Source organism: Halovenus salina, assembly GCF_026410925.1.
Lineage (GTDB): Archaea > Halobacteriota > Halobacteria > Halobacteriales > Haloarculaceae > Halovenus > Halovenus salina.
In genome coordinates this window covers 177573-203142 of sequence record NZ_CP112972.1, presented here as the reverse complement: position 1 = coordinate 203142, position 25570 = coordinate 177573, and the positions used below count along the sequence as shown (strand labels likewise).

28 protein-coding genes are annotated in these 25570 nt (G+C 61.8%); 13 read left to right on the top strand and 15 right to left on the bottom strand.

Translation table 11 applies throughout. The annotated features are described in order from the left end of the window. Position 1: 1 nt before the first annotated feature. The 4 genes from OSC37_RS01020 to OSC37_RS01005 all read right to left on the bottom strand — a co-directional run bounded on the left by OSC37_RS01020 (position 2) and on the right by OSC37_RS01005 (position 4629). Complete coding sequence (locus OSC37_RS01020; protein WP_267162745.1) at positions 2-2026, bottom strand: AMP-dependent synthetase/ligase; 2025 nt, start codon at positions 2024-2026, stop codon at positions 2-4. A gap of 127 nt (positions 2027-2153) precedes the next feature. Continuing rightward, positions 2154-2543, bottom strand: coding sequence for a hypothetical protein (locus OSC37_RS01015; protein ID WP_267162744.1), 390 nt, complete (start codon positions 2541-2543; stop codon positions 2154-2156). 89 nt (positions 2544-2632) lie between these two features. Further along, positions 2633-3607 (bottom strand): hypothetical protein, encoded by a 975-nt coding sequence (locus OSC37_RS01010; protein ID WP_267162743.1) that lies wholly within the window; start codon positions 3605-3607, stop codon positions 2633-2635. Beyond that, positions 3604-4629 carry a S49 family peptidase gene (locus OSC37_RS01005; protein ID WP_267162742.1) on the bottom strand — a complete coding sequence of 342 codons (1026 nt, stop codon included), beginning with the start codon at positions 4627-4629 and terminating at the stop codon, positions 3604-3606. The genes OSC37_RS01010 and OSC37_RS01005 overlap by 4 nt, the downstream gene beginning before the upstream one ends. A gap of 118 nt (positions 4630-4747) precedes the next feature. Here OSC37_RS01005 and OSC37_RS01000 point away from each other — a divergent pair, with 118 nt between their 5' ends. The 6 genes from OSC37_RS01000 (at position 4748) to OSC37_RS00975 (ending at position 10154) form a co-directional block, all read left to right on the top strand. Then, entirely contained in the window at positions 4748-5512 is a 765-nt protein-coding gene (locus tag OSC37_RS01000) for a prephenate dehydrogenase/arogenate dehydrogenase family protein (protein ID WP_267162741.1), read from the top strand. Continuing rightward, positions 5509-6942 carry a small ribosomal subunit Rsm22 family protein gene (locus OSC37_RS00995; protein WP_267162740.1) on the top strand — a complete coding sequence of 478 codons (1434 nt, stop codon included), beginning with the start codon at positions 5509-5511 and terminating at the stop codon, positions 6940-6942. Before OSC37_RS01000 ends, OSC37_RS00995 begins: the two co-directional genes overlap by 4 nt. Positions 6943-7049: 107 nt before the next feature. Continuing rightward, a complete protein-coding gene (gene hpt / locus OSC37_RS00990) occupies positions 7050-7619 on the top strand; it encodes a hypoxanthine/guanine phosphoribosyltransferase (RefSeq protein WP_267162739.1) in 570 nt (189 codons plus the stop codon). Continuing rightward, positions 7619-7885, top strand: coding sequence for a hypothetical protein (locus OSC37_RS00985; protein WP_267162738.1), 267 nt, complete (start codon positions 7619-7621; stop codon positions 7883-7885). The genes hpt and OSC37_RS00985 overlap by 1 nt, the downstream gene beginning before the upstream one ends. Before the next feature lie 135 nt (positions 7886-8020). Beyond that, positions 8021-9358, top strand: a complete 1338-nt coding sequence (gene dnaG, locus OSC37_RS00980) for a DNA primase DnaG (protein WP_267162737.1) — start codon at positions 8021-8023, stop codon at positions 9356-9358. A gap of 40 nt (positions 9359-9398) precedes the next feature. Continuing rightward, positions 9399-10154 (top strand): MBL fold metallo-hydrolase, encoded by a 756-nt coding sequence (locus tag OSC37_RS00975; RefSeq protein WP_267162736.1) that lies wholly within the window; start codon positions 9399-9401, stop codon positions 10152-10154. Here OSC37_RS00975 and OSC37_RS00970 read toward each other — a convergent pair whose 3' ends face one another. Together OSC37_RS00970 and OSC37_RS00965 are read right to left on the bottom strand one after the other, a co-directional pair. After that, the gene (locus tag OSC37_RS00970; RefSeq protein WP_267162735.1) at positions 10155-11390 is read right to left on the bottom strand and encodes a sensor histidine kinase; all 1236 of its coding nucleotides are present in this window, start codon (positions 11388-11390) and stop codon (positions 10155-10157) included. A 65-nt stretch (positions 11391-11455) separates the two neighbouring features. Further along, the gene (locus tag OSC37_RS00965) at positions 11456-12523 is read right to left on the bottom strand and encodes an mRNA surveillance protein pelota (RefSeq protein WP_267162734.1); all 1068 of its coding nucleotides are present in this window, start codon (positions 12521-12523) and stop codon (positions 11456-11458) included. 83 nt (positions 12524-12606) lie between these two features. Between OSC37_RS00965 and OSC37_RS00960 the strand changes: the two genes are divergently transcribed. Further along, the gene (locus OSC37_RS00960; RefSeq protein WP_267162733.1) at positions 12607-13200 is read left to right on the top strand and encodes a DNA-3-methyladenine glycosylase family protein; all 594 of its coding nucleotides are present in this window, start codon (positions 12607-12609) and stop codon (positions 13198-13200) included. Positions 13201-13240: 40 nt separating this feature from the next. Beyond that, positions 13241-13588 carry a hypothetical protein gene (locus OSC37_RS00955; RefSeq protein WP_267162732.1) on the top strand — a complete coding sequence of 116 codons (348 nt, stop codon included), beginning with the start codon at positions 13241-13243 and terminating at the stop codon, positions 13586-13588. A gap of 1 nt (position 13589) precedes the next feature. On the opposite strand, the gene tmk is transcribed toward OSC37_RS00955, so the two are convergent. Next, positions 13590-14177 (bottom strand): dTMP kinase, encoded by a 588-nt coding sequence (gene tmk, locus OSC37_RS00950; protein ID WP_267162731.1) that lies wholly within the window; start codon positions 14175-14177, stop codon positions 13590-13592. Positions 14178-14268: 91 nt separating this feature from the next. On the opposite strand from tmk, the gene OSC37_RS00945 reads away from it, so the two are divergent. Further along, on the top strand, positions 14269-15051 hold the full coding sequence (locus OSC37_RS00945) for a VOC family protein (protein WP_267162730.1): 783 nt from the start codon (positions 14269-14271) through the stop codon (positions 15049-15051). Here the strand turns inward: OSC37_RS00945 and OSC37_RS00940 are convergent, their stop codons facing one another. The 7 genes from OSC37_RS00940 to btuC are packed head-to-tail and all read right to left on the bottom strand — an operon-like array spanning position 15052 to position 21648. Further along, a complete protein-coding gene (locus OSC37_RS00940) occupies positions 15052-15840 on the bottom strand; it encodes an ABC transporter permease (protein WP_267162729.1) in 789 nt (262 codons plus the stop codon). Beyond that, on the bottom strand, positions 15837-16754 hold the full coding sequence (locus tag OSC37_RS00935) for an ABC transporter ATP-binding protein (protein WP_267162728.1): 918 nt from the start codon (positions 16752-16754) through the stop codon (positions 15837-15839). The genes OSC37_RS00940 and OSC37_RS00935 overlap by 4 nt, the downstream gene beginning before the upstream one ends. A gap of 47 nt (positions 16755-16801) precedes the next feature. Then, on the bottom strand, positions 16802-17032 hold the full coding sequence (locus OSC37_RS00930; protein WP_267162727.1) for a SelT/SelW/SelH family protein: 231 nt from the start codon (positions 17030-17032) through the stop codon (positions 16802-16804). 46 nt (positions 17033-17078) lie between these two features. Next, positions 17079-17837, bottom strand: coding sequence for a hypothetical protein (locus tag OSC37_RS00925; RefSeq protein WP_267162726.1), 759 nt, complete (start codon positions 17835-17837; stop codon positions 17079-17081). 41 nt (positions 17838-17878) lie between these two features. Further along, positions 17879-19327, bottom strand: coding sequence for a heme o synthase (locus OSC37_RS00920; protein WP_267162725.1), 1449 nt, complete (start codon positions 19325-19327; stop codon positions 17879-17881). 21 nt (positions 19328-19348) lie between these two features. Continuing rightward, complete coding sequence (locus OSC37_RS00915; RefSeq protein ID WP_267162724.1) at positions 19349-20557, bottom strand: heme ABC transporter ATP-binding protein; 1209 nt, start codon at positions 20555-20557, stop codon at positions 19349-19351. Continuing rightward, positions 20554-21648 (bottom strand): vitamin B12 ABC transporter permease BtuC, encoded by a 1095-nt coding sequence (gene btuC / locus OSC37_RS00910; RefSeq protein WP_267162723.1) that lies wholly within the window; start codon positions 21646-21648, stop codon positions 20554-20556. The genes OSC37_RS00915 and btuC overlap by 4 nt, the downstream gene beginning before the upstream one ends. Positions 21649-21707: 59 nt before the next feature. On the opposite strand from btuC, the gene OSC37_RS00905 reads away from it, so the two are divergent. From OSC37_RS00905 to OSC37_RS00890, 4 genes are all read left to right on the top strand, one after another. Beyond that, complete coding sequence (locus OSC37_RS00905) at positions 21708-22871, top strand: PGF-CTERM-anchored ABC transporter substrate-binding protein (protein WP_267162722.1); 1164 nt, start codon at positions 21708-21710, stop codon at positions 22869-22871. 45 nt (positions 22872-22916) lie between these two features. After that, positions 22917-23348 carry a MaoC family dehydratase gene (locus OSC37_RS00900; RefSeq protein ID WP_267162721.1) on the top strand — a complete coding sequence of 144 codons (432 nt, stop codon included), beginning with the start codon at positions 22917-22919 and terminating at the stop codon, positions 23346-23348. Between the two features lie 72 nt (positions 23349-23420). Next, positions 23421-23732, top strand: coding sequence for a 30S ribosomal protein S24e (locus OSC37_RS00895; RefSeq protein WP_267162720.1), 312 nt, complete (start codon positions 23421-23423; stop codon positions 23730-23732). Position 23733: 1 nt separating this feature from the next. Beyond that, on the top strand, positions 23734-23868 hold the full coding sequence (locus OSC37_RS00890) for a 30S ribosomal protein S27ae (RefSeq protein WP_267162719.1): 135 nt from the start codon (positions 23734-23736) through the stop codon (positions 23866-23868). A 54-nt stretch (positions 23869-23922) separates the two neighbouring features. Here OSC37_RS00890 and OSC37_RS00885 read toward each other — a convergent pair whose 3' ends face one another. After that, positions 23923-25551 carry a potassium channel family protein gene (locus OSC37_RS00885; RefSeq protein WP_267162718.1) on the bottom strand — a complete coding sequence of 543 codons (1629 nt, stop codon included), beginning with the start codon at positions 25549-25551 and terminating at the stop codon, positions 23923-23925. Between the last annotated feature and the right edge of the window lie 19 nt (positions 25552-25570).

Here is a 25570-nt window from a genome sequence, read left to right as displayed (position 1 = left end):
CTCACTCATCGCCGTAGATCTCCTCAACGCGGTCTTGGTACGCGTCCAGAATGGTCCGGCGCTTTTTCTTCATCGACGGTGTCAGCAGGTCGTTCCCGGGTGTCCACTCTTCGGGGACGAGTGCGAACTTCTTGATCTGTTCGTGTTCGCTGAACTGCTCGTTACCGTCTGCAATCGTCTCCTGAATCCAGGAGATGACGCGCTCGTCGTTGACCAGTTCCTCGGGGTCATCGGAGAGGTCAAGATTGTTCGAGGCGGCCCAGGAGCGGAGTCGTTCGAAGTTCGGGACAACGAGCGCGCCGACGAACTTCCGGTTGTCGCCGAGAACCATTATCTGCTCGATGCGGTCTTCGGTGGCGAAGACATCTTCGAGTGGCTGGGGAGCGACGTTCTTCCCGGTATCCAGCACGAAGACCTGTTTGATTCGATCGTGGAAGATGAGAAAGCCGTCCGACGTGTACTCGACCAAGTCACCCGTTCTGAACCACTTGCCACTCGCTGTGAGGTCGCCCGGCGCGACCAACTCATCCCTGTCGAGGGGGTCCTCGACGAATGCCCGCTCGGTGGCACCCGGCTTGTTCCAGTAGCCACTGGTGACGTTGTCCCCACGGACCAGTAGCTCGCCGACGAGCGAATCACTGTCTTCGAGATCCTCTTCGAGCGTAGCCGACTGGTCGATAGCAACGTCGATACCTTCGAGGGGGACTCCCAGCGTCCCCGGGCGGATGTCGTCCGGGGAGTTCACAGAGATGACTGGTGCTGTCTCCGTTAGCCCGTATCCTTCGACGATAGGGACACCCATCCCGTTGAACATCTGGCAGAGATCCTTACTGAGGCTGCCACCCCCAGAGACCATGAGCTCGATGTTCCCGCCGAGACTCTCTTTGACATCACTGTAGACCAATCTGTCTGCGAGCGCGTGTTTGAGACCGAGTACTCCACCGGGGTCGTCGGCCATCTGGTACTTCTTTGCGACATCGAGTGCCCAGTTGAATATCCGTTGTTTGAGTGCACCACCGGAGCCCTCACTCGCCTGCTCGCGCATGCTGTCGAAGATACGCTCGTACACCCGGGGAACGCTAGCCCCCGACGTTGGCCCTATTTTGGCGATATCATCGGCGATGGTGTCAGTACTCTCGGCGTAGCCAATCGCCGCCCCCGAGCCGAACATCAGGAAATGGCCTGCGAGCCGCTCGAAGACGTGAGCAAGCGGGAGAAACGAGATGGCCGTCGTATGAGCATCGATCGAAAGGCGGTCGGGTTCGCCGTCGCGGGGTCCAATCCGTCGCCGAATCTGGTGGACGTTTGACCGGAAGTTCCAGTGGGTGAGTCGAACGCCCTTTGGCTTTCCTGTCGTCCCTGATGTATATATCAGGCTCGCGAGGTCCGAGGGGTGTGTCTCCTCGATCCACCCGTCGTAGGCCGTCTCGTCGAAGTTTTCAACCCCCATTTCGTGTACGTCTGCGAGGGTATAGAGCGACTCCCTGTCGTAGCTCTCGGTTGGTTCGTCGATGAGCACGATAGCCTCCAGGTCGAGTTTGTCCTCGACCTCGAAGAGGCGGTCGAGCAGCTGCTCGTTCTCGACAACGACCGCAGACCCGTTGGGATCAGACAGCAAGTACTCCACCTGTTCTGGCGAGGAGTCGGTGTAGACCGTCGTCACGACACAGCCCGCAGCCAGTAACCCGAGATCGGCCTGTGCCCACTCCATTCGTGTGTTCGAGAGGAGGCCGACTCTGTCTTTTTCTCCCAGTCCAATTTCCCGAAATCCGGTCGCTAAGTGCCTGACGATATCGTGCATCTCGCGGTACGAGATGCTCGCGTACTCGCCGACAGGAGCCGGCGAGAGGACGTCCCCCTCGATTAGTGACCGGTCGTAGATACCGCCTTTGTAGAGCTGTGCATCGCTCTGTGGCTGTCGCTCGACACTTCGTTCGAACAGTTCGGGAATCGTTCCGTACCGTTCGAGGTCGTCCTCGTACTCCCGCTCGCGCGCTAGCCAGTCGGGCTCCCGTATTTCACTCATGTAGATGCTCCCTGTGTGGACTGGTTACACAGGACACTCATAAAAAAGACCGGTGAACACCGAACAATTGACTCACAGTTCACAGACAGCGGCCACCCGTACCGGCGCGAGCGGACAGAACTCAGGTTTACTCTTCGAGCGCGTCAGCAATGCGGTCGAGCGAGCGGCGGACATCGTGCACTTCGTCGCGCAGCTTTCGGACCTCGCGAATCATCTCCTCGTCGTCGCCGGACTCCTGGCCGCGGCCGGGTGCGCCCCCCATCGGGCCGCCTGCACCGCCGGGACCGCCGCCACCGCCCATCATACCGCCCATCATCTGGGCGAATGGGTTACCGCCCATACCGCCACCGCCGCCGCCCATCATTCCCTCGGGCGGTTCTGGTCGGCCTTCTCCGTCTTCGCCTTCGCGCTCTGCGCGCTGTTCGCGAATCTCCTCGACACGCTCTCGGAAGGATTTCTCCTCGCTGTCGTCTCCCTGTTCTTCGCTGGCTTCGGTTTTCTCGTTGTCTTCGGCCATACGACCGATTTTTGCGGCGCGCCCGAAAAGCCTTCGGTCCCGGTGTAGTTGTCTGGCACCTCCTCGGTAACCTCCGAGCTGGCGTACGGTCAGGTGCCCTCCTGCGCGTTGTCAAAGGTTCGGTCAGCTTCGACTAGGAACTCTGCGATGTTGCCGACGAAGACATCGTTATCAGCACGCTGTGTGTTCTCTGGCGTCATGAACTGCGTGTCTCCGATGAGAGCGACATCGCCGTTACGGACAAGAACGGGTTTCTCGGTTTCGGCTCTGGTGACCGATAGTTCGGTCCCGTCGATGGGCACGAGACGCTCGTCGACCGTACTGGCCTGCACTGGCGTCGCGCTGTCGAGGACAACCCTATCGACACCCGCGGTCAGCATCGAATCGCCGCCCGATTGTGCGAAGATGCGCTGGTAATTCAGGTCGTTCTCTTCGAGATTGTAAACGTACCCGGGCTCGGTGTACGCGTCGAGCTCGCCGTACACCTCAGAGAGCCCTTCACCGAGGGCAAACTCCTGGCTCGGTTCGACAGTAGCTACCATCCGCCCGCCACTTTCGACGAACGAGCCGATTGCGTTGAGATCTTCGTCACTGTAGCTGTTGACGCCGATACTGATGAGGCCGTGTGCAGTCTCCAGTGCGGAGCTGAGTTCGGATTGGCTTCCGCCAACTTGGGTTGTCCGCTGGTTGACAGCGCCCTCCGAGAATCCCACGGGGCCACCGGGCTGGCTGCCGAACCCGTCAGAGATGACTGTAACGTTGTGGCCGTCTCTGACGAGTGCGTTCAGTAGTGGCGTGATTGTGCGCTTGGTCGCACTCCCGCCCATGTGTACGACGACATGGCTTTCGAAGGCGTCACTATCGAGCTGGATATCAGCCGTTCCCGGCGAGCTCTCAGAGGTCAGGCGGTCGGCATCGTACTGTGGGTTGTCGAGTTCGACGTGCTCGGGAGCGGCTCCCGGCGCTGTGTCCTGGTCCATCGACAGCCCGACGACAGCACCACCAGCGACGACGACGGCGAACACCGCGAGGAACGAAAGAATCCCCGCTGTTCTGGCTTTCATGGCTGTTCACCTCCATCGTTCTCGCTCACAGCGTTGGCAACGATTTCGTCGAGATTCGGCGATGTGACCGCTTCGAGCTCACTGATGTGTGGGATTGCTGGTTCGTAGACCATCGCGGTGCTAATTGGTCGCACATCCGCAACAGACGGATTCTCGTCGTAGATTGCGACGAGTCCGTGCTCAGTTTTGGCGAAAATCGGGAGGGTGGTGAGCCCACCGATCTCTCGCTCGGCGATTCGATACTCCTCTAGGTCTGCCCGCTCGGCGGCGTCGTCGATAGCGTCGTCGAGTGAGCCGAGCTGGTCGGCGTACCCGTTTTCGACACTGTTCACGCCGAGGAACACCTTCGCGGTCGATATCTCCTCGCGGCTAAGCTCGATGCGGTCGCCGCGTTGTTCCATGATTGTCTCGATGAAGATATTACCGAGCGTCTCCAGTTGTGCCCAGGATTGGATTACGTTCGAGCCACGCTTGTCCGGGCCGCTCGGTCCGCGAACCGGGGGCTGTGGTCGTGGAGCACCCGCAGCGAGTCCGACACTCCCGACCTGCGACGACGGCAATACGTAAATCTCCTCAGACGGCGACATCATATAATAGCCAGCGGAGGCGCTCAGCCCCTGGACGCTCGCCAGGACCGGCATCTCTTGGCTCGTCCGCTGTATCGACATATACATCCGTTCTGTCGGTTCGGGGGCACCACCGGGCGTGTTCATCTTCAGGACGACTGCGTCGATCGACTCGTTGGTTCGGATATCCCGGAGTTCGCTTTCCAGGTTCTCGCCAATCGGCTCTGCAATCGGTCCTTCAATCGAGACAACTGCGACAGTACCGTCGGCACTTGATCCACCAGCGACACCGAAAGCAAGCGTCAGGACGACCATACCGGCAAGGATGGCAGCGACAGCCGCTACCAACACAACTCCGAAAAGCTGTGAGGACTCCGTCGGTGGGCTTCCTGGTTCGGTTTCGGAGGGCGGACCTTCGGAGGTGTCTTCCTCTTCGGCCGCGTCTCGTGAACTCATTCCAGGCGTTGATTGGGAGAGATGCTATTTATAAGTTCGTAGCACGCCGATTTCCCGCGGTCGGAGTCACGAGATGGATTCGAACCCCTTTTTGCCCGAACTGTCTATGCAGTGGATAATGGAGGTACTCATCGTCGGGGCCGGCGCTATGGGTCAGTGGGTCGGCGACATTCTTTCGGGCCGTGACGTGCCATCTACCCTTCCAGCGGCCGAGAGTTGTACCGTCAGCTACTATGATCAGGATACCGCCGTTGCCGAGCGGGCGGCATCAGCGACTGGCGGAACGGCCGTCACGACCCCCGACACCACCTACGACCTCGTCTGTATTGCAGTGCCAATCGGAGCCGCTCAAGCGGCTATCGAGGCCCACGTCCCTCGGGCACAGGCGGCAGCTATCGACGTAACTGGAACGATGTCCGAGCCCGCCGAGGCGCTTTGCCGACACGCACCCGGAGTGGAGCGAGCGAGCTTTCATCCCCTGTTTTCGCCGGACAACGAGCCCGGGAACGTACCTGTCGTGGTCGACGAAGACGGGCCGACAGTTGCGTTCATCCGGGACTGTTTCGCCGAGCGCGGGAACGAAGTGTTCGAGACGACAGCGGCCGAACACGACGAGGCGATGGCGACGGTACAAAGCAAGGCACACGCTGCGATACTGGCGTACGCACTCGCGGGCGAGTCCGTTCCGGACCGGTTCCAGACGACAGTATCCGGAGAGTTACAGTCACTTGTCGGCCAGGTGGCCGGTGGGAACTCCCAGGTGTATGCCGACATCCAGGAGGCCTTCGACGGCGCGGACGACGTGGCAGCGGCGGCAACACGTCTCGCAGACGCAGACCGGGAGACGTTCGAGGCCCTGTACGAGCAACTCAGTCAATCATGAACGAGAACCAACGACAAGCGGTCCGAGACAACGCGAAGTACCTCCGGGAAGTGCGCCCTGTCGACCCTGAGGAGATTTACGAGTACGTCGACGGAACACCCCATCCAGCCGCGGTGAGACAGGTGCTCCGAGAACAGGCACCGTCACTCGGCCTCGTTGAGCGTGATGACGGCCTGTTCGAGCCGGTCGAAGCGGAGCCGGTGTCGGTTCCGTTCCACGGCGTCGATGAGCTGCCGGGGGAGCTAACGCGGGCCGTCGAGAACCGCCTCGTCGAGCGGTTTGGCCCCGGCTGGCCCGACGGAGACTCCGGCGCGATTCTCCGCTCGAAGATACGGGACTTCAAGCGCCGGTATCTCTCGGGTGCGACCGTCACCTACGACGAGGAGACCGCGCTCGGATACGCGATTTATCACCTGCCGGCGTACTTCGCTGCTGTTCAGTACGTGCTCACAGACCTCGCGGAGGATGGCCTCATCTCGAAACACCTCCGCGTTCTCGATGTCGGTGCCGGAGTCGGCGGCCCCGCACTCGGGGTCGACGAGTTCATGCCCGCAGACTCACTGGTCGACTACCACGCTGTCGAACCGAGCGAGGCCGTCACAGTACTGAGAGACCTCCTCGAAGCGACCGGTGACAACTTCCATCCGACCGTCCACGAGACGCGAATCGAGTCCTTCGACCCGGACGGGGCGTTCGATTTGATTCTGTTCGGGAACGTCCTCTCGGAACTCGACGAGCCGGCCGAAGTGGTACAGACGGCAATGGAGTGGCTCGCCCCCGACGGGACGGCGGCGATGGTTGCACCTGCCGACAAAAACACCGCAATACAGCTTAGAAAGACCGAGCGACAGGTCGAACGCGAGACCGACGCAACAATCTACGCGCCGACAGTCAGACTCTGGCCCGACGAGACGCCGGAGAGTGAGTCGTGGTCGTTCCGAGCACACCCCGAGATTGCGGCCCCGAGCTTCCAGCGCCAACTCGACGAAGGCGAGCGCACACCGGCCGAAGACGAGAGTGAACAGCCACCCAGGACAGAGGAGTTCGTCAACGCCGATGTCCAGTACGCCTACTCGCTGTTGCGACAGGACGGCGCGTCCGCAATCGACGTGCGTCCGGACCGGAGTCAGGTTGCAAAGCTCAAAGAGAGCGAGCGACACGTGACAGACCGAATCGACTGCCTGGTGGTGAAGCTGAGCCACGACCTCGCCGAGGGGGGCCATCCCCTCGTCTTGGTCGCTGACGGCAGTCAGAAAATCGACCACTTCGCGGTGGTGACAAAGGAGACAACACTGAACGCCGACCTGCAAACAGCAGCCTACGGCGAGGCGCTCTTCGTCGAGAACGTGCTCGTCCTGTGGAACGACGACGAGCAGGCGTACAACCTGGTCGTCGACGAAGAGACGATTATCGACCGGATTCCGGCGTAACAGACAACGTATGTAGCGGTCTCGGGCACAGCGGTGCGGTTCGAGGTCGCGGGTGGCTCTGGCTATTTAACAACAGCTTTTTTAGACTCAGTTGGCCTACCGGTGACATGGACAAACTCAGTGACTCGTTGCTCGACGCGCCGATTATCGAGAAAGACGGCTACCATTACTTCGTCCATCCCGTAAGCGACGGTGTTCCGATGCTAGAGCCGGGACTCCTGCGCGAGATTGTCGTCCGCATCGTCCGGAAGGCCGACCTCGTGAACGTCGACAAGATTATCGCCCCCGAGGCGATGGGGATTCACATCTCGACGGCCGTCTCGCTGGCGACGGACATCCCGCTCGTGGTTGTCCGCAAACGCCAGTACGGCCTCGACGGCGAGGTGCCGATCTCACAGGTCACCGGCTACTCGGAAAACGAGATGTACATCAACCGTGTCTCCGAGGGCGACCGGGTGCTCGTCCTTGACGATGTGCTCTCGACGGGCGGAACGCTGTCGGCGCTGCTCACCGCCCTCGATGGGCTCGGCGCGGAGGTCGTCGATACTGTCGCAGTCATCAAGAAAGTCGGCGGTGAGAACAAAGTCGAGGAGGAAGGATTCGACGCCAAGACACTGGTGAACGTCGACGTAATCGACGGCGAGGTCGTCATCGTCGACGCGGAAGGGGATGGATGATGGACGAGCGAGATCACCTGCTCTCGTCGCTCGAAGACCATCTCGAAGCGGCGGCTGAGAAAAGCGATCAGACCGAGGTCCAGACAGCAATTAAAGAAGCAAAGACGGCCACAGCCGAGGTGAAAGATGCAGACGCTGGTCGCGGTAGTTTCGAAACACTGCTCGACAGCCTCGACGCAGTCAACACCGACCAGATCGAGAACCCGGAAGTCACAGAACACATCGATGCGGCCCAGCGGGCGGCCAAGCGGGCGCGGGACCGATAGCGACCAGCGATATCAAAACGACACAGAGACACCACCCATCAGGTATTTGCCGGCCACTGGCGTAGGCCCACGTATCCATGGGTACCCTCATGGTTTCAGATTCACAATCAGTCTCCTCGTTGGGGGAGGTCACACATGCAATCTTCAGCAAAATACCTCATTCACGCAACAGTACGGACGAGCGGGGTGGTCGAACGGAGTGATGTCGTCGGCGCAATCTTCGGCCAGACCGAAGGACTACTCGGAGAGGACCTCGATTTACGCGAGCTACAGGAATCGTCAAAGCTCGGGCGTATCGACGTCGATATCGACTCCGAGGGCGGCCGGTCGGTCGGCCAGGTGACGATTTCGAGCGGCCTCGACAGGGTCGAGACAGCGGTCCTCGCGGCCGCGCTCGAGACGATGGACCGTGTTGGTCCCTGCCGAGCCGAGTGTACCGTCACCTCTATCGAAGACGCCAGAGCGGCCAAGCGCCGAGAGCTGGTCGAACGGGCTACCGAGTTGCTCACGGACCTCGAAGACGCGACCGTGACGAGCGACGAAATCGTCCAGGAGGTCCGCAAACAGGCCCGCGTCGAGGAGATAACCGAGTACCGCGGCTTCCCCGCCGGGCCACGGGTCGCAACAAGCGACGCGATCATCGTCGTCGAGGGGCGTGCAGACGTTCGCCGCCTGCTCAAGTACGGTATCAGAAACGCGGTTGCAGTCGAGGGAACCGATATTCCGACCGAAATCACCGAGCTGACCCGCGACCGAAACACCACGGCATTCCTCGACGGCGACCGGGGCGGCGACCTGATTCTCCGAGAACTTCAGCAGGTCGGGAACGTTGACTACGTCGCCTTCGCGCCCACAGACCAGTCGGTCGAGGACCTCGATAGGACCGCCATCCAGTCTGCGCTTCGCCGGAAAGTCCCAATCGAGCAAGTGACCGACGGACAGACCGCCCGGGAGGTGTTCGGGCCGACAGCAACCGAGCCGACGGTCGCCGAGGAGGCACAGACCGACGGAGAGGCCGTTCCGGACGGGTCCCCAGCCGAATCTGTAGTGTCTGCCGACGCTGAGAGCCACGAACAGACCGAGGAGCCTGAGACGCCGGTCGAGGACGAGCCGTCCCCGGACACAGAGACAACACAGACCGAGACGACAGACGATGCGGAGCCACAAGCGCCCGAAACCCTAGCCGGACACGTCGACGCAGTCATCGGCAGCGAGACGCGAACAGCCAGGTTCCTCGACCAGACGTTCAACACCATTGCAGAGACCGATGTCGAGGACGCATTCGAGTCGCTCGACACGGCCGACCCCGTGCCGGCCGTAATCGTCATCGACGGACCGCTCACTCAGCGTCTGCTCGATTTGGCCGCACAGCGCGGTGTCGGCCAGATAGTCACTACCGAAACTGGTGAGTTCGTCAAGCAGCCGACCGACGTGCGAGTCCGGGAGGCTGCCGAACTGAAAACCGGCGTGTAGCTTCCCCACGAATAAGTGGGTCCCAGACGGCAGTGTACGTATGAAGCTCACCTTTCTCGGAACCGGGAGCGCGATGCCGACAGGCGAGCGGCGACAGACTGGCCTGTTACTCGAAGATGGCGACGACACACTCCTGGTTGACTGTGGGAGCGGCGTTCTCCACGGGCTCGCGAAGACGGATATCGGATACGAAGGTATCGACACGGTGTTGTTGACACACCACCATCTCGACCACGTCTCGGACCTGCTGGTCCTGATGAAAGCCAGATGGCTCGCTGGCGAGACGGACCTCGCGATTGTCGGGCCGCCGGAGACCGAAGAGATGGTCCGCGGACTGCTCGACGTTCACGAGTATATGCAGGACCGTCTGGACCTCCAGTTCAGGGAGCTAGAGCCAGCGGAGACACCGACGACAGTTGCGGGATTCGACCTGGAGGCGATGTGGACCCGCCACTCGATGGAATGTCTGGCCTACCGCTTCGAGCACGGGGGGCCGGCATTCGTCTTCAGCGGTGACAGTGAGGCCTTCGAGGACCTCATCGAGTTCGCCGACGGCGCGGCTCTGCTCGTTCACGACTGTTCGTTCCCCGATTCGGTCGACGTCTCGAACCACCCGACACCCACACAGCTCGGCCAGGCACTCGCTGGCGCGGACAGCGAGGTCGGCCGTGTCTACCTGACACATCTCTACCCACACACGGAGGGAAACCACGAGGAGATGCTCGATGCGCTCGGCAAACAGTACGAGGGGTCGGTCAGATTCGCCGCCGACGGCATGACAGTCGACGTGACATAGTTACGCCAGATCGAGCGTGATGCGGAAGTCAGCACCGCCACGGTCGCTCTCGGCGACGGCAATGCTGCCGCCGTAGGACTCGACAAGCGTCTTTGCGAGGCCCAGACCGAAACCAGTCCCCTCGCTGTCGGGGCCTTTCTTGCCCATCTCGAAGATATCCTCGACGACTCCATCAGCGATTCCCGTTCCGTCGTCTGCGATACCGATGACGACCGTATCAGGCGTTGGCTCCTCGGCGTAGAGCCTGACGTTCACGAAGCCGTTGTTGTGGACGGCCGCGTTCGAGAGGATGTTCGTAAAGACGGAGTCGATGAGGTCGCCGACGTAAGCCCGGTACTCGAACTCCGTAGCGTCGTATTCGACAGAAAGAGATTCGTATTTGGTCTCGACATCCTCGACGACTTCCGTGAGAATCGGTCGGACCTCACACGGCTCGGCCTGGCCTTGTTCGCGGATGGTCCGGACCGTCTCGCCGACTCGTTCGATGAGTTCTGCGGCACTGTTCGAGGTGCTGAAAATCTTGTCGGCGTACTTCCCTGCCTTCGTGCCTTCGTCCAGTATATCGACCAGCGCGTCCGAAAACCCCGTGATGACCTGCAGGTCGTTCCCGAGGTCGTGTCGGAGCAGGCGCTCGTAGACCTCTATCATTTCCTTTCGTTTGGCGAGGTCGTTTCGTGCCCGCTCCAGTCGCTCCCGTGAGCGGATGTTGACGACGGCTGTTGCGACGTGTTCGGCCAGATAGTCGACGGGCTTGATGTGATGTTTATGGACGATCTCCAGCCCGTCCCAGTGAACCAACAATACCGCCCCGGAGTCGCCGATTTCGTCTGAGTACACTGTCGGTGCCGCAAGCGTGACGCCGCCGTTGCTTCCTGTCTCGTCGGGGCGAACGCGTGTCACCTCTTCGCTGTCGTATGTAACCTCGACACTGTCGTCGGCACAGAGCATCAGTTGTTCCTCCTCGTAGGCGCGTTTTGCCAGAACACCCGGGTCATCGCCGGTGTCGATGCCGGCGATCATGCTCTCGGGGATGCGCAACCCATCGCCGCGAATCTCGACGACTGCGGGAGTCGGATGTCCCTCGATTACGTGTGGCACCGCTTCGAGGGTGATCATTGCCACCTCTTCGACAGAATCGAGATTGTAGATCTCCCGACTGTACTTGACAATCTGCCCCGCGGTCTTGATTGTCTTCTCGTCGGTATCCGACTCAGCAGTAGTATCTTCCTGTCCCATTATTTTGGTATATCTTCCCTGATATAGGAATGTCGGAGACCACACAAAAAATCGTTTCGCCCCGGTTATTCGATACGGTACCGGAGCAGTGCCGCAATACCCCCCAGGTTCGCGAGCTGCTGGCCGGGGTCGAACTCATCCGAGAAGACGGTCATGTCGCCGCCTTTCTGCTCGGTCGTCTCGATGACCTCGTCGGCATCGATACTCCAGTCGCCGTCGCCGGCCCGCTCTCTTCGCAGGTCCGAATCGAGGACGAGAAGCTCCTCAACCGCGCCGAACTCGGCGGCTTCAGCGACCTGTGCTGGACCGTAAGCCATCTTGTTCCCCTCGGCGATGCGCTCGGTGAGTTCGTCTATGAGTGCCGACTCGGCGGCGATGCGGGTCTGTTGTTGGACATCCTCAACGGCACCGCGTTTCAACACCTCGTGGACACCGCGGTCGCCGACGCTGCTAGTGTTGACCGTGGTGACGGCCTCTGCAACAGCGGGTGCATTCTCCTCGATGTGTTCGAGGGCGTCCTGTTTCGTGAAGCCTGGGCCCGCGAGGATGATTGCGTCGGCACCGCTTCGTTTCAATACCGCGGTCAACTCCTCGAACAGTTCCGAGCGCGGTCGGGCGTAATCACCCTTTCCCGTCGGGCCGGTAATCGAGGCCCGTTCCTCGGTTCCGAACTGCTCGACGGTGTGGACGTGCGCCTCGCCCTCGCCGACGGTTGCGACGACCACGTCGGGGTTGTCCGTCGCCTCAACGGCCTCTTCGATTCGCTCGCGCTGGTCTGGTTTCCAGTGTTTCTCGACCTCGATTTCGTCGTGTTCCTCGACGTTGACGGTGTGATGGAGGCCGAGCTGGTCCTCGCGAGAGCAGTCTTCGATGACACCGCTGACGCGCAGGCGGTTGGCAAACCGGGCGAACTCGACATCGTCGACGCCAAGTTCGACCCAGAGGTGCTCGCGCTCGCCGCCAGTGTCCCGGAGCTGGTCGTCGTTTCGCTGGATGCGCCGCGTCGTATCTCCGGCGACGCGGTCGTCTGGCTCGATGACGTGAGAGAGATGCCAGAGGTCGTCGACGGTCTCGGGGACGAGCGTATATCGCTCTTTGCCGCCCTCGACCTGGTACCGGTCGGCGATTCGCATACCGGTTTCTCTGTCCCGGTCCGATAAGTGCGTGCTGATATCGCCCCGAATCGCTCAAGTCCGCGCCGGCCCAAGCGTCAGCGATGACCGACGACCCGACGGCAGCGGAGGCAGTCGCCACGCTTCGGGAGGACAATGCACTCGAACCGTACATCCACGAGTACGGCCAGCTCACCGTCGGCCCCGCAGACGACCTCTATCAGCGGCTCGTCGTCTCGCTGCTGCGCCAGCAGGTCTCGATAGACGCGGCGGAAGCCGTCCGCGAACGTCTGTTCAAGAGCGTCGAGGTAACTCCCGAGGGCATCGCAGCCGCTGACCCCGACCACCTCACCGACGCCGGCCTGTCGAACGCGAAAGCCGAATACGCGAAGGCTGCGGCCGACGCCTTCAGCGAGCGTGAATACTCGCTGGCGTATTTCGAAGGAATGGACGACGAGGCGGTCGTCGACGAGCTGACGACGATACGCGGCGTCGGCCCGTGGACCGCGAAGATGTTTCTGCTCTACGGCCTCGGCCGAAAAGACGTGTTTCCCGTCGAGGACCTGGGAATCCGACGAGGAATGGATATCGTCTGTGACGAGGAGTTGACGCGGACCGAGATGGTCGAGCGGGCGCGTGACTGGAAGCCCTACCGGTCGTACGCCTCGCTGTATCTCTGGCGGGCCTACGAGGGGTAGTCACTAGCTTGATGACGCTACCCGACTAAGAATAGACAGAATGAGCCGCTACGAGACCGTCATCGAGGACGACATCATCTACGTCGGGTCTCCAGACGGGCTTGTCGAAGTGGGCAAACTCGACCAGGCCCTCGATGCGGTTGGTGGCCACTCTTGGGAGATAACGTACTCGGCGGACCTGAAGGGGCGTCACCCAGAACTCGACACCTCCGACGAGGGACTCATCGTCGATGTCGTCGACATCATGCACACGATGACCCACTCGCGGCGGTTCGTCGAGACGCTCGTCGCCCAGCCGGCCGAGCCGACCGACGGCGACGAGGTCTCGCCGCGGTTGGGGTTGTTCGTGGGAAAACTCCTCGAAAACCTTGAAACCGGCGTCTCCTGACCTACAACAGGGTCTCGACCGCATCGAGGACATCGGCCGCGACCTCGGCTTCTGGTCTGCTCGCGTCGATTCGGACGAACCGCTCCGGCTCGGTGGCGATGAGACGTTCGTAGTTCTCCTGGACAGCTTCGAGATGGTTGACCGTCTCGAACTTGTTCGTCGCGCCGCTCCGTTCGGCCGCCGTCTCGGGGTCAATATCCAGATACAGCGTCGCGTCCGGCGAGCGCGTCCAGGGCTCGTGAATCTCTCTGACGAACGCCATCGCGTCCTCGAATCGGTCAGTGAGTGTTACGCCCTGGTAGGCGTACCGCGAGTCAGAGTACCGGTCGGAGATGACCGGCGTCCCGGCCGACAACGCCGGCTCGACAGTGTTCGCCACGTGGTCGGCATGGTCGGCTGTGTAGAGAAACAGCTCTGCCAGCGAGTCCGCCTCGTCGTCGTTGATAGAGCGGCGGACCGCTTCGCCGTACCACGAATGTGTCGGCTCGCGCGTAAAGACGGTCTCCTCGGGGAGGAAGTCAGCCGACCCGAGCGCGTCCATACAGGTCGTCTTCCCGCTCCCGTCCAGACCTTCGAGCGTCACCAGCATACTCGTGGGTCGACTGCGAGGCATGTAAACGCGCCGATACTCGGGTGCCGGATGACAAAGATTCATCCTCTGTCAGGCCCCACTCCCGCTCATGAGTGGCGTAATCGACCACACGATGATGCGCGTGAGCGACCTCGAACAGTCCGTCGACTGGTACGCCTCGAACCTGGAATACGAGGAGAAAGACCGGTACGAGGGCGACGGGTTCACCATCGTCTACATGGGCCCAGAAGAGATGCACGAGGAGGGCGCGATGCTCGAACTGACTGCAAACGAGGGCGAGGACGACTTCGACGTCGGTGACGGCTGGGGACATATCGCCGTCCGCGTCGAGGACGTTCACGACGCCTACTACGAACTGATGGACAAAGGCGTCGAGGACTACCGACGCCCGGAGGACAACCCCGGCTACGCTTTCGTCAAAGACCCCGACGGCCACGAAATCGAAATCGTCGAGCGCGACTTCGGCGCGCGCTGGAGCATCGACCACACGATGATTCGCGTCGAGGACGCCGACGAGGCGCTGGGGTACTGGACGCGCAAGTTCGAGTACGTCGAGACGGGCCGCTGGGAGGCCGACTCCTTCGCGAACTACTTCATGCGTCCCGAAGACGCCGCCAGAGAGGCGATGGCACTGGAACTCACCTACAACTACGACGGCCGGAGCTACAGGATGGGCGACGCCTGGGGCCATCTCTGTGTCCGCGTCGACGACCTCCATGACGACTGGGACCAGCTGATGACTCGGGAAGCCCCTGACTACCGTGACCCCGCCTCCTGTGACGACCTCTACGCGTTCACGAAAGACCCAGACGGCCACGAAATCGAACTCATAGAGCGCGACCTCGGTGCGGACTCGCTGTTCCCGTTCTAATTACTCGGTCCGCGGGAGAGAGCGTGCCGCGAGCGCGAACAGGATAACGGCGAACAGACAGAGCACACCCAAATCGAAGTAGGGGTTCGATGCCGGGAACTGCGCGAGGATTACGCCTTCCTCGACGGTCCCGTCGTAGGTGACGGCTCTGAGACCGCGTGTGAGATAGGTCATCGGCGAGAGTTCGAGCGGGAGCCAGCCAGGAAGCATATCCGCCGAGACGAAGGCCTCAGAGAGAAAGAGCAGCGGCACCGCCAGCCCGTTGCTCGCCGCGATGACGCCGTCACGCGAGTCGGTGAAGCTGCCGAGCATCGCACCGACCGCACAGAACAGGGCGGTGCCGACGACGACGAACGGAACGACGAGCCACAGCTCCATTGTCACCGGAAGTGACGCGCTCGTCCCGACGAGAAGCATCCCGAGCAACAGCAGCGACGCCAGTCCGATGACCGTCGTGTTGACAATCGTCTGTGCCAGCAGCCACTCCCAGCGCCTGAGCGGCGTCGTCGACAACTTCTCGAACTGACTGCCGTCGCGCTGGCGGCTCACCTCGCTCCCCACCCGTGAGAGCGGTGTGAAGAGGACGACAACACCGATGTAGCCGGCGATGTACCAGCTCGGCGGCTCGGCGAAGAGTCCGCCGTCCCCGGACTGGGTCTGGACGAGTACGCCGAAGATGATGACGATTATCGCCGGGAAGAAGAAGGTAAAGAAGACGGCCGTCCGCCGGCGGAGAAAGCTGTGCCAGCCCGCCCGCGTCGTCGCCGTGATACGTCCGAGGCGACTCATCGCTCACTCACCTCCGTCACCCCGAGCGACCGCCGCTCGGGACTCTTCTCTGTCAGCTCAAGATAGACATCTTCGAGGTCAGGGTCAGTCCACGTCAGCGAGTCGACGGTGCCGGCCGCTTCGACCTGGGTGACGATACCACCGATATCCGTCGGCGGCACGTTCCTGAAGGTGAGCTGTCCGTCCGCCAGCGAGCAGTCGTAATCGAGGTGAGCTGAGATGTCTGCCTCGAATTCGCCGTCGACGTAGAGGAGGCTGTCGCCGCCGTACGTCTCGATGAGTGCAGACGGTGTGTCGAGTGCGACGAGTTCTCCGTCGGCAAGCAGGCCGACGCGGTCGGCGAGTTCCTCGGCCTCTTCCATGTAGTGTGTCGTGATGAAGATTGTCGTCCCGTCGGCGGCGAGCCCGCTCAGTAGCTGCCAGAGCTGTCGCCGGCCGGCGGGGTCGATACCGGTCGTCGGTTCGTCGACGACCAGCAGGTCCGGGTCGTTGACCAGCGCCGTGGCGACACAGGTCCGGCGCTGTTGCCCGCCCGAGAGGTTCTCGTAGTACGTGTCACCGTTCCCGTCCATGCCGACGGCTTCGAGTAGCGCGTCAGTCGGTTCGGGGTCGTCGTAGAGACCACCAAAGTACGCAAGTAGCTCTCGTGGCGTCAGTCGCTCGGGTGGGTCGAAATCCTGTGGGAGGAGTCCGATACGCTCACCGTCGACAGATTTCGGCGGCTTCCCGAACAGTTCGACACGGCCGTCGACCTCGGTGGTTCCAGTCAGTGCCCGGACTAGCGTCGTCTTGCCGGCTCCGTTTGGACCGACCAGTCCGAAAATTTCGCCCTCGGAAACGTCGAGGGAGACGCCGTTGAGGGCGACAGTCTCGCCGTAGGTCCGGGAGACATCATCGGCAACGAGAACAGCCATACCTGACTGTTCGTTCGGGAGTCAAAAGGTGATTCGATTGCGTGGCGTCAGATTGCGTCCCGGACCGACCGGGCAATCTCGTCGACATCGAATTCGTCTTCCTCCTTGTCGAAGACCGTCTCGCCGTCGACGCTGACAGTGAAGACGCCGTGAGCGCCCATGACCAGCGAGAGTTCGTCCAGTTCCTCCTCGACGGCGTTGAGAATCGCCTCCTGTACGTTCAGCGCACGGTCTTTGAAGCCACACGGAACGCAGTACTCAATGACAACATCTGACATGACAGTGGGCCGTTGGCGGAGCACGGACAACAACTTTGTGTCTCTGCTATCGCTCCATCGGCGTGGAACACCGCATGCAGAGAACGCTGTCGCCGACCCAGTTGACATCCGAGGAATCACACGCAGGGCAGGTGTAGCTCGCGTTGTTGTACTCGGTCGTCCCTCGCGGCGCGGCGAAGTACCTAGACTCGATGATAGATGCAAGCAGTTCGGGGAAGCGCTGTTGTTTGAGCGTGGCTCTGCTCGCGAGGAACGGTCCGGGCGAGGAGGGGTCCCCACCGTGGAAGTCTTCCCATGTAATCGGGATTTCGCCGTTGGCAGTGCTCCGCGCGACCTGCTGGAGCAGGGTCGTCGCCGACTGGAACAGCGGTGTCGTCGACCGGAACTGCGGGTCGTCGACGGCGGTTCCCGCTTCGCGGTAGGCCTCGGCCGCATCGGCGTAGGCATTGTTGACACCGCCCATATCACCTGCCGCACGTGCGTCAGCAGCTATCTCGAGCAGGCAGGCCTGCTGTGCCGGGTGGTCGAGCGTCGCCCGAAAGTCAGACGCGACCGCGTATGCTTCGGTACCACGGTCGGCTGCACGTTTCGCATTTCCGGCGACGCGGTAACAGATTGCGCTCGTCACCAGGTGGGCGATACCCTTGCCGACCCAGCCCTTTGAATCGCTCGCGAACGGGCTCTGGTTGGACCGTGGCTCTGCAAGGGTCTGCCAGGCGGTCCGAGCGTACTGGTCACCTGCACTCTCGTACTCACGAGCAGCGAGCGAATCGACAGCTCCCTCGTAGTAGTCCTCAGCACTCATAGCTATGTGTCGGGCTGACGAGACACAAATCTTCCTGTTGATTACAGCGCCATCGCGTCGATGACGATGGCGACGAGAAAGAGCCCAAGATAGGCGTTCGAGGCGTGGAAGGCCTTGAACGCGGCCGACTCGGTCTGTTCGTGGTGGAGCCTGACGACCATCGCCAGGAAAATTGACCCGACGATGACTGTCGTTGCGGCGGTCAGCCAGCCGAGGTCCGTTGCCCAGATGAGCATGCTCCCGACCGCAAGCGTCGCGCCAAGCCAGAACAGAATGTGCTTCCGAGTGGTTGTCTCACCGCGGACCACCGGCATCATCGGGAAGCCGCCCCGCTCGTAGTCGTCTCTGTAGGCGAGCGCCAGGTTGTAGAAGTGCGACGGCGTCCAGACGAAGATGAGCGCCGCGAGCAACAATGCCGCCACGTCGATACGACCGGTGACGGCAGTCCACCCGATGAGGGCGGGCAGCGAGCCTGCGGCCCCGCCAAGCACCGTGTTCTGGACTGTGTTCGGCTTCAACACGAGTGTGTAGACGATGCTATAAAACAGGATGGCGACCAGACCGAGCGCTGCCGCAAGGATGTTCGTCTGTAAGAAGACGAACACCGACAGCCCAGTCAGAACGAACCCGAAGGCGAGCGCGTTCCACTTCGGGACCTGGTGTGTCGCCAGCGGCCGGTCGTTCGTGCGGGACATCCGCTTGTCGCGGTCGCGTTCGAGCACGTGGTTGAACGTCCCACTCGCGCCGATAGAGAGCACACCGCCGGTCAGCGTGTAGACGATACTAGGTACGTCCACCGCGAACCCGTTAGCGGCCGCAAGCGCCATCGCTGCGGCGGCGACAAGCGAGAGCAGCCACATGAGCCGCGGTTTCATCAGCCGGAAGTAGGCAAACGCCCGCTCACGCAGGCGAACGCCGAGCGAACGGTCGGCCAGCGGTGTCACCGGAGTATCGGACGATTCGTCTTCCTCGAGGGGAGCGGGTTCAAGCTCCTCGGTCGAGATGCCCGCGTCGCTGCCGCCGGTCTCCGATTCGAGATGCCAGGCCAGCGAGAGCAACAGCGCCGCGAAGATAGCAATGCCGACGAGCAGATGCAGACCAGGGGCGAACGCGAGCGACGGCGAGGTCGCCATGAACGCGCCGACGGCGACCTGAGCCGGGAACAAGACGAGCGCGAGTGCTGCGGCAGCTCGCGTTCGCCGGTCCGCGTCCGAACGAAGCACCGCGATGCCGGCAATCAGCACCAGCAGACCGACCACACCTGCGAGAATCCGGTGGCCGACTGCGACCGCAACCGCCGGGTCATTGAGTGTCCCGCTGCAGGCCGGCCAGGTCGAACAGGCCTCCGCGGCGTCCGCGAGCGAGGCCGTTGCACCGACGACCACTAGCACGTAGACACCGACGAGCGCAGCCGAGAGCCATCCCGTCGGTGTCGGCAGCCCAGACGGTACGAGCGACGAGAATCGTGACGAGAACCCACGAGTAGTCATTGCTAGCCACTTTGGGAGGAACTACTTATGTAGTGTGTTTTTTCCCAGGTGACTGGAATCCGACCCGTCTCCAATCTGGTCGAGAACAGCGGTGACGAGCGCAACACCGGAGTCGTCAACCTGACCGCCGTCGACGCGCGCTGCCACCGACTTGCGGGCGTCAGTTCTCACCTGTGCCGATGTCTCTGTGGCCTCGGCTACAAACTGGCTCCCCGGTCCGTCAGTCACAACGACAGTGTCGGCCTTTCTGGCATTTGCAACTGCCTCTTCGAGTGCATCGTCGGGCCGTTGGAACGCGGGGGCTGTCGTCACCTCGATACCGAGTTGCTGGCACAACTCACCGGCCGCATCTCCTGTCGGAACCGGGCCGACAGTCACCTCGAATCCAGCCCGCCACAGTGACCTGACCGCGGCGACACCGGGCTTGCCACCGCCGGCGACGTGGACGTGACTGTCGCGGTCGGGGCGTTCGGAGAGTGCTGCGACGGTCGGCGTTCCGGTCACTGGATTGTGGGTCACTGCGGTCTCGGTGTCGAACGCGTCTGCGAGCCGACTGTCACGGAGCACTGTCTCTGGCCGTCCCCGTGCGGCGATTGTGCCGTCGTATAACAGGACCAGCCGGTCACAAAACCGGGCCGCCAAATCGAGGTCGTGTATCGCGGCGAGTGCGGCCCGCCCTTCCTCAACGAGGTCGGCGACGAGATTCAGTACCCGTATTTGATGGTTGATGTCGAGACTCGCTGTCGGCTCGTCCAACAGGAGTGCGTCGGGTTCCTGGGCGAGTGCACGGGCGAGCAGGACTCGTTGGCGCTCGCCGCCGCTGAGGTCGTCGACGCGGCGGTCCCGGAGGTGGGTTGTCTCGGTCCGTTCGAGTGCCGCCTCGACGGGCTCACCGTCGTCTGACCAGTCCAGCCGCGACCGATGGGGTGTGCGCCCCATCTCGATAATCTCCTCTGCACGGAAGGAGAACCCGACGTGGGTGTCCTGAGGGACAGTCGCCAGCCGTCGGCTGACGGCCCGTGAAGAGAGGTCACTGAGCCGGTCACCGTCGAGAGCGACCTCTCCCTCGTCGGGGTCAAGGAGGCCGTTGATAGTTCTGAGCAGTGTCGTCTTGCCAGCGCCGTTTGGACCCACCACGGCAACGAACTCACCTGGGTCGACACGCAGGTCGATATCGTCGAGAACGGACACATCACCAAACGTTCGGGCGACACCGTCGACGCGTATCACAGCGAATGCACCTCACGTTGACGGAGCAAGAAGAGGAAAAACGGCGCGCCGACGGCCGCTGTGACAATACCGACGGGGACCTCTGCTGGGCCGGCACGGGCGACGGTGTCAGCGAGGACGAGGAAGGTCGCGCCAGCGAGTGCGCTGGTCGGGATAAGAATCCGGTGGTCGGGACCGACGACGAGTCGCATCACGTGGGGAACCACCAGCCCGACGAAACCGATTGGACCGGCAACCGCGACGCCGACTGCTGTGATAACAGCCGAGCCACCGAGCAATATTCGCTTGGTCCATTCGACATCGATACCCAGAGCGTGTGCGTCTTCCTCGCCGAGTAACATCACGTTCAGGTCACGGGCGTACGCGAGCAGTGCCACGAACAGGAGCAGCGTCAGCGGGAGTGTTATCTCGACCTCACTCCACTGGCTGTTGTTCAGGTGACCCATCAGCCAGACGACGACCTGTTTCATGCTGTTGCCGGACTGCAAGAGCATATACGAGATGAGTGCGCCGAGAAACGTCTGGACGGCGACCCCAGCGAGCAACAGTGTCGCGACCGGGGTTCGGCCCTCCTCTGTCGCGATGACGTAGACGAAGAAGGCAGTCACGAGCGCACTGGTAAACGCCGCCACCTGGAGCGGTGCCGACAACGAGAACGCGATGACCGCGACCGCGCCGACCGCCGCCCCCGAGGAGACGCCGATAATCGAGGGGTCGGCCATGGGGTTTCTGAAAAATCCCTGCATCACGGCTCCGGCCGTCGAGAGGCCGAATCCCACGACCGCCCCGAGGACAATTCGCGGGAGCCGGAGCCGCCCCACAATCAGCTGTTCCGTTTCGGGTACGTCAAACGAGAAGATACTGGTGTACGAGATGTCGACGTCCGGTGCGGGGACGGAGAGACCGGCAACCGTTGCGTCACTGAAGGCGACAGAGAGTCCCGTCGGAACTCCAAGTGTGTTGAGCGTCGCGCGAGCAACCGTCGGCACGTCGACTCTGACAGCCCCGAGCCCCGCGCTCACGAGCACGGTTACACACAGCAGGCCAAACAGCCCACTGGACCAAACAAGCGCCCGCGTCGCTACGCGCATTACTCGCAAGTGGATTTGCTTTAGGTAAATACTTGTTGCATAAACACAGAAACCGACGCATGCATCGAACAGATGTGCTCATGTTGGTGGCTGTCGTCGCCGGCCTAGTACTGGCCGGTGGCGTTGTCGCCGCAGATAGTAGTCCAGAGACGAGTACAACCGCGCAGTTGAGCTGTGAGTTCCCACAGGAGATCGAAGACGGCGGCGGTGAGACGGTGAGACTCGAGGAGGAGCCAGAGGAGGTAGTCGTCCTCGCGCCGAACAACGCCCAGCACATGTGGGAAATTGGTGCCAAAGACAAGGTCGTCGGGATGCCGGTGAACACGTTCACGTCGTACCTCGATGGGAGCGAACAGCGCACGAACGTCGTCGACCAACAAGGGTTCCCCGTTGCCGAAGAGGTTGTTGACCTCCAGCCAGACCTGGTTATCGCGGCCGACATCATCCCGGAAGACACCGTCCAGCAGCTCCGAGACGCCAATCTGACCGTCTACCAGTCTCCGCTGTTGACCGGCGTCGAGAGTATGCTGAGTGAGGTCGAGCGGGTGGGACAGCTCGTTGGCGAGTGTGAGGGTGCAACCGAGACCGTCGAGGAGACCCGCCAGCGCATGAACGAAATCGAAGACGCTGTCGCCGACGAGGAAGCGCCGACGGTCTATTACGACCTCGGCTTCCCCTTCACGGTCGGTGAAGGGACGCTCGAGAACGAACTCATCACCAAGGCCGGCGGCGACAACATCGCTCGCGAGGCCGGTCAGAGCTACTTCGAGATTAGCGAAGAGGTCATCGCGGCAAACGACCCCGAGTGGCTCGTCCTCGCAGAGGGTGCGCCAATCCCGGACGTGACAGCAATCCAGGAGTCCACCGCGGTCGCAGAAGACCAGATTGTCCGAGTCGACCCCAACTACATCAGCCAGCACGGCCCACGGAACGTCATCCCGATAGAGCAGATGGCCGAGGCGTTCCACCCGGATGCGATGGCTGAACTCGACGCGACACCAACGCCGACGGAGACGCCGACGGCAACGGCGACCGACGAGGCCTCGGAAACGCCCGAGCCGACGGCAACTGACACGCCCGAGCCAACGGCAACGGAGGCCCCGACTACGACTATGACGCCGACCGAAGACGGTGACGCGGACGACGACGGAGCAGGATTCGCGGTTGTCGGTGCGGTGATGGCGATGCTGACGGTTGGGCTGCTCGCCCGCTACCGCCGCTAACCCCAGAGCGGTGTCTACTTCTTGGAGGGTGTCGATGTCACGTCTGTGCACACGTTCGAAGACGTGACCCCTGGCGAGACCCAGGAGTTTGGTTCCTACGAGGTGAGTCGCGAGGAGATTATATCATTCGCCGAACAGTACGACCCACAGCCGTTCCACCTGGGTGACGACCACCACGCTCACTACGACTCCGTCATCGCGAGCGGCTGGCACACTGCTGCGATGACGATGCGCATGCTGGTCGAGGAGTACCTCAACGACGCGAAGACACTCGGGTCACCGGGGCTGGAAGGACTCCAGTGGCGGACTCCAGTTACCCCCGGCGACACGCTGTCGGTACGGCTGACCTTCGGCGAGACCGAGCCCTGGGACGAATCGCGCGGACTGGTGACCCAAGAGATAGAGACACGTAACCAGAACGACGAGACCGTGATGCAGATGGACGCACAGGTGCTGTACAGCCGTGAGAACTCGTGAGAGGGGGTCTGGAACTCACCCGGACGCTTCGTAATCCTTTTAGGCGAAATAGTGCCAACGTAAGGTAAGACTATGGAGATCACGATACTGGAAGAAGACGAGAACCCGATGTTGCACAGGAAAGACGTTCGATTCGAGATGACCCACGAAGAAGCCACGCCAGAGCGGCTCTCGGTGCGGGACTCGCTGGCGGCGAAGATGAACAAAGACTCGAAGGAGGTCGTGGTCCGCGAACTCGACACCAAGTTCGGGATGCGCAAGACGCTCGGTCAGGCGAAGGTCTACGAGTCGCCCGATGTGGCTCGTGACGTCGAACAGGACCACATGCTCGACCGGAACAAAATCGACAGCGAAGACGCCGAGGCGGAAGCTGAGGAGGCATAAGATGGCACACTACGAACTGTACGGCGACGACGGAAGCACCGACAACGAGCAGTGTCAGCGATGCGGCGACGCCTTCCTTGCCGACCACGGCGACCGACTCCACTGCGGGAAGTGTGGCTACATGGAGTGGACCTGACGGAGACGCCTCTTCTCGCCGACGTAACCCACGATTCCGGTCTTCCGACAGTAGCTACTTCGATAATCTGATGAACTCGTTGACGGCGACATCACTTCCGGCGACGATGAGGGTGTCGTCGGCCCTGGCAGTGTACTCCGGACCGATGTTCGTCAACAGCTCACCGTCGCGCTCGACGGCAACCACAGTTGCGCCCGTGATATCGCCGACGTCGGCCTCACCGAGGCTCCGACCTTCGAGTGCTGGGGCTGAGGTGCGAATAACCTCGAACTGCAGATCGGGGCTGAGGACCTCCTCTTCATCGATAAGTACCGACGAGAGCATCCGGCCGGTGACAGTCGACAGCGCGAGGACGTACTCGGCTCCGGCGCGGTAGAGTTTGGTCGTGTTTTCGACGTCGTTTGCGCGGGCGATGACCTCTGGGTCGGAGACGAGCTGTTCGAGCGCGACCGTCGAGTACATCGTCGTCGTGTCGTCGTCGAGTGCGAGGACGACGAACTTGGCGCTCTCGACATCTGCCTGCTGGAGCGTCTCCGGGTCGTTGACATCACCGACGACATCGATGCCGTCTCCGTCGACCGCATCGACGACAGTACTCGAGATGCCCGCCTCATCAAGTTCGGCGACGACACTCTGGCCGACGACGCCGTACCCGGCAACGACAACGCGGTCATCGTCCGATGCTTTGGGTGCAATGGTCCGACTGTTGACCTGCTGGAGCTGTTGGTGACTGCCGGCCACGAGGAGAATCGAGTTATCCTCGATACGGCGCTCGGCCTCCGGGAGCGGGATGAACTCTCCGTTGGTCCACATCCCGAGAACGGTCGCTCCGATGGTGTTCCGGAGTCCTGACTCGGCGACTGTCTGCCCGGCCAGGTCGCTGCCGGGTTTGACGAGGAGTTCGGAGAGTTCGAAATCGCCGCTGAGTTCGAGTGTCTCGTGTAGTTCCTGGGTTATCGACAGTGTCGCCTTCTTGGCCAGACTGCGGCCCAGCGCCTCCCGTGGCCGAATCACCTCGTCTGCCCCCGCGTACCGGTGGTATATCGCGTCCTGTTCACTCTCGGCGACACTGACTATCAACAGCTCCTCGTTCAACTCCCGGGCGGTGAGGATAACTGGGACGTTCTCTTCGTCCGAAACGTCGGCAACCACAGCACGCGCCTGCTCGACGTTCGCTGCCTGGAATGTCTCCTCTTCGCTGGCATCACCCAGGATGGCTTCGATGCCGTCATCGTTCAGTTCGAGGACTGTCTCTGGGTCGTCGTCGATAACGACGTGGGAAACGTCCGCCGCTTCGAGCTCCGAGCGGAGGATGTCCTCCCTGGAGTTGTACGAACAGATGATGACGTGGTCGGTCAGATCGGTCGACTCCTGTGGGCTGTCTTCGAGAGCCTGCTGGAAGAGTGGTACCACAAACAGCGGGAGCGCCAGAAAGACCAGCAACACCCCGGTGAGGTTCATAACGACGATAAGGGCGTTCATCGCGTTCGTGTTCCAGTGTTGCGTGTCTCCACCGAACCCAGCGGTGGTGAACGCTTCGATGACGACCTGGAGGGACTCGAATACCGTTATTTCGACCCCCTCGAAGGACATCATCGACCACCGATAGATGAACGTATACGCGACGACGAGCCCGAGTACCCCCAGAAGCGAGCCAACGATTCGTCGGCGCCAGCTGGTCATACAGTCGCATTCTCCGGGT